The organism is Shewanella sp. ZOR0012 (genome assembly GCF_000798835.1).
Classification (GTDB): domain Bacteria; phylum Pseudomonadota; class Gammaproteobacteria; order Enterobacterales; family Shewanellaceae; genus Shewanella; species Shewanella xiamenensis.
Window position 1 is genome coordinate 1 of the sequence record NZ_JTLE01000002.1, and the last position, 4,134, is coordinate 4,134.

The following is a 4,134-nucleotide window of genomic DNA, read 5'->3' on the forward strand; positions in this document are numbered from 1 at the left end:
ATTAAGCAGTATTTCTTGGTTTATGCGTTGTTTAAACGAAGAAATTGCCCGTAAGGCTAATCGTGAAGATGAGTGCAAAGGCGCCTTTTGGGAAGGTCGTTTTAAATCGCAAGCACTGTTAGATGAGCAAGCCTTGCTCGCGTGCATGATGTATGTCGATTTAAATCCAATCAGAGCAGGCATTGCCGATTCTTTGCAATCCTCTGATTTTACATCGATTCAGGAGCGAATTAACTCGCTAGATTCACCCAAGCGCCCATTAGCTATCTCAAAGCTACAAACTGACTTCTCAACTAATGAAGCTCATATTCCCCACAAGTCTCTGGTCCAATTCGATGGCGCAGCTCACCTGAATCAGCAAGTGGGTATTCCGTTTCACTTTGCCGATTATCTCGAACTGATTGATTGGACAGGCCGCGCCATCCGCCTTGATAAGAAAGGCTATATCGATAATCAACGGCCGAAACTACTCAATGAATTAGGCATTGCGCCCGATGCGTGGCTCACATCAGCCAAAGAGTTTCGACGTCAATACAGTGGCATAAGTGGTCGATGGGATAGCATGTGCGCGTTTAAAAAGCAGCACAACAGCGGTGAATGGTGTAAAGGTAAAGCCTCAAGCCAAGCGTTACATCCTTAAGTTCATTACGACTCAGCGTTTGGGATTATTTTTGTTTATCCGAAATTGAAATAATTTCACGCAAAACATAGCACGCTTTTGTCCAAAAGTGAGTTGTGTTGTTTCGAGTAGAAACTTATACAATAAAAACTGTCAGTTCGTGTATGAGTTAGTACGCCTGAGAGTGGTTCATTGTCGACCCACTAGGCACTTCAAATAAATTTCTTAAAAGGTCATTTTGGTCTTCGACCGTGGAATTTATAATTTGTTGAAGCATAAGTAAGGGGCTGCCATATGGCAGCCCCTTACTTATTTGCAGCTGCTAAAAACTACTTCATTGCTCTGTAGTCGCATCGATAGCAGTCAGTTTTTGGGGCATGCAAACTCTTCCCGTACCCAGAGCCGTACCCAGAGAGATTTTTTCGGGTGTCTGTAATGAAATAAATCCTTACTTAATGCGCTCTAGCAGTACACCTGTTTCCATATGGTCGGTGTAAGGGAACTGATCGAATAGCGCAAAACGTGTCACCTTGTGAGTCTGATTTAATTGCTGCAAATTGTCTTTTAAGGTGTCGGGATTGCACGAGATATACAAAATCCGCTCATAACCTTGCACTAAGTCCAACGTAGCTGGGTCAATACCTGCTCGTGGTGGGTCAACAAAAATGGTGTTGCACACATAGCTATCCAGATCGATGCCTTCTAAGCGCCTGAAGCTGCGTTTTTTGGCCATCGCATCGCTAAACTCTTCCGCCGACATGCGGATAATTTGCAGATTATCGATATTGTTGACTTCGATATTGTATTGGGCTGCATCCACCGAAGGTTTAGCTAACTCGGTCGCGAGCACGCGATTAAAGTTTTGTGCCAGCGCGATAGAGAAGTTGCCATTACCACAGTAAAGCTCCAGCAAATCGCCTTGGCTGTGTTGAGTCACGTCGATAGCCCATTCCAGCATCTTGATTGCCACCTTGGCATTTGGCTGGGTAAAGCTGTTTTCGATTTGTTTGTAATGGAAAACTTTGTCATTCACTTGCAGTGACTCAACCACAAAGTCTTTATCTAAATCGATTTTCTGTTTGCGCGCACGGCCAATGATATTGACCTTAAATTGGCTGCTCAATCTAGCTTTGAGCGCGGTGGCTTCGCTGCGCCATTGGTCATCAAGCTGTCTGTGATACAGCAGTGATACTAGAATCTCACCACTGAGCGTTGATAAAAAATCAACCTGGAAGAGTTTGTGGCGTAGGCTGTGGTTAGGTTTTAACTCGGCGATCAGTGCCGCCATCATTTGATTGATTAACGCACTCGCAGGTAAGTATTGATCACAACGTACTTTGTCGTTCAATACTTTATCAAACATGTAATAGTATAAATCGTCGCCCTCATGCCATACGCGAAACTCGGCGCGCATACGGTAGTTGGCAGGCTCAGAGGCAAACACTTCAACACTCGGCGTCTCAAATTGGGCAAAGGTCTGCTCTAGCTTGATACGCTTTGCAGTCAGTTGCGCATCATAGGTCGTGGGATCCATTGCTGCTAAATTCATTGTTGATTCACCGTGGCTGTAAATTGGGGCGCAAATTTTATACTAGGTGACACGAATGTCCAGCATCTTGGTTTTGCGGTTTGAGCAAAGCTGTGGGAAAATCCGCCCGCGCATGGGGCGAAGAATTAACTGGAGATGGGCTTGTCGCAACCAATATTAGTATTCGATTCTGGCATCGGCGGTCTATCCGTATTAGCAGAAATTCGCAAACTGCTTCCTCACCATGATTACTGCTATTTATTCGATAATGCCAGATTGCCCTATGGCGAATTGGAGGAGCAGGAACTTGTCTCAGGCTGTGTCGCGCTAATCGACCAAGTCGTCGAGCGTACCCATGCTGCCATTGTTATCGTTGCTTGCAATACCGCGAGTACGGTTGTGCTGCCCGCGCTGCGTGCCACTTTATCTATTCCTGTGGTGGGCGTTGTCCCCGCCATTAAACCCGCGGCGCAGTTATCTAAAAGTAAGCGTATCGGTTTACTAGCCACCCCAGGTACGGTAAAGCGCCACTATACTCACGAACTCATTAGCCAATTTGCCGATGACTGCCATGTAGAGCTGTTCGGATGTTCGGAATTAGTACTGATGGCCGAGCAGAAGATTGCCACTGGTCAGCTGGATATGGTGCGATTAACGCAGATATTGTCGCCGATTGTCGAAGCGGAGTTAGATGTATTGGTACTTGGATGTACTCATTTCCCAATGATGCGTGATGAATTGCAGCAGGTATTGGGTCAAGGTGTGACTCTGCTTGATTCAGGTGAGGCAATAGCTAAACGAGTCAAAACACTGTTAGCTACTAAGAGCGAACAGCAAGGTCTAAAAGACGAGCACCAAGATTCGGTTATGCAGGCGTTTTATACTAAAGCGGAAATCAGTGAGGGATTGATGACTATGTTAGTCGATTGTGGCTTTTCGGCCCTAGAGCGAATCACCACAATCAACCAGAACGGATAAGCTAACGCAGATTATTCATCAGTACCTGTACGATCAGCGGCTTCCGAATCTTGAGTCTTAGCTTCTCTAACCTTTAAGGTTCTTTCTTGGAAGTTAAAGTCATTTAGCTTAACCATTGCTTTTTGAGCACCTGCTTCGGACATTTCAACAAAACCGAAGCCTTTACGGCGGCCTGTTTTACGATCTCGAACTAAACGGACTGAATTGACTGGGCCGAATTCACCAAACAATACTTTCACTTCTCCCTCATGCACACGATAAGGCAAGTTGCCTACATAGAGTGTCATTGTCGGGCCGACATATTGTTCATCAGCTGCTTGAGTGGTACCTAAATCAGGGACAAATTTAAAGATAAGCGTGGTAATAATCACGCCAGCAACAAAGGCGATGTAAGCGGGTAATGTTGTTGCAAATTGAGATAGCGCAATTGCGCCAAGAATGGCAATAACCAAAACAATAAGAAATGACTTTTGCATATAAATGCTCTCTGAATGAAATAGAAAATGATAAATAACTGTTAACAGCAAGTCATATGGTAATGAATTATTTACTTTTACACTAGACTGCTGCCGAAAAATTGAGCGCGAATTATCATTTATCAGATAAAAACTTACATCAAAATTGAATAACCAAGCCAAAATAGATAAAAAGTAAACATAATGCTTAAAATGTCGGCGTACAGTCTTTAGGGGCTAAAAAAGCGCTTGCACAAAAAGTTCCGCTGCCTATAATGCGCATCCACTGACACGGCAGACAGCGATACGCAGTTGCAAGTGCAAGTTCATCAAGTGATTCAGTCCTTGATGAGCGAAAAGAAAGTTTAAAAAACTACTTGACGCAAAAACGGGAATGCGTAAAATACGCAGCCCTGACCCGCTGAAATCACTTGTGATAAAGCTGATGGTCAACGCTCTTTAACAATTTATCAAGCAAATCTGTGTGGACACTCACAGGTGTTGAGTTAATCGAAATTACTCTGCCGTTTGGCGAGTAATCAAAGAATTAAATC

General features: G+C 44.3%; 3 protein-coding genes and 1 pseudogene. 2 read left to right on the forward strand and 2 right to left on the reverse strand.

Features of this window, described 5'->3' with window-relative positions; genetic code table 11:
- Nucleotides 1-640 (forward strand): annotated as a pseudogene (locus tag L976_RS00015) (alpha-amylase family glycosyl hydrolase); the annotation flags it as partial.
- A 427-nt stretch (nt 641-1,067) separates the two neighbouring features.
- Here the strand turns inward: L976_RS00015 and trmA are convergent.
- Entirely contained in the window at nt 1,068-2,168 is a 1,101-nt protein-coding gene (gene trmA / locus L976_RS00020) for a tRNA (uridine(54)-C5)-methyltransferase TrmA (RefSeq protein ID WP_047532760.1), read from the reverse strand.
- 141 nt (nt 2,169-2,309) lie between these two features.
- Between trmA and murI the strand changes: the two genes are divergently transcribed.
- A complete protein-coding gene (gene murI / locus L976_RS00025) occupies nt 2,310-3,125 on the forward strand; it encodes a glutamate racemase (protein ID WP_047532767.1) in 816 nt (271 codons plus the stop codon).
- A gap of 11 nt (nt 3,126-3,136) precedes the next feature.
- Here murI and L976_RS00030 read toward each other — a convergent pair whose 3' ends face one another.
- Nucleotides 3,137-3,601: an RNA recognition motif domain-containing protein gene (locus L976_RS00030; RefSeq protein ID WP_037430549.1), complete on the reverse strand. Its 465-nt coding sequence runs from the start codon at nt 3,599-3,601 to the stop codon at nt 3,137-3,139.
- Between the last annotated feature and the right edge of the window lie 533 nt (nt 3,602-4,134).

What these genes read in the sequence shown, in the direction of transcription:
- trmA (WP_047532760.1), bottom strand. Translation starts at nt 2,168, where the DNA reads ATGAATTTAGCAGCAATGGATCCCACGACCTATGATGCGCAACTGACT.
- L976_RS00030 (WP_037430549.1), bottom strand. Translation starts at nt 3,601, where the DNA reads ATGCAAAAGTCATTTCTTATTGTTTTGGTTATTGCCATTCTTGGCGCA.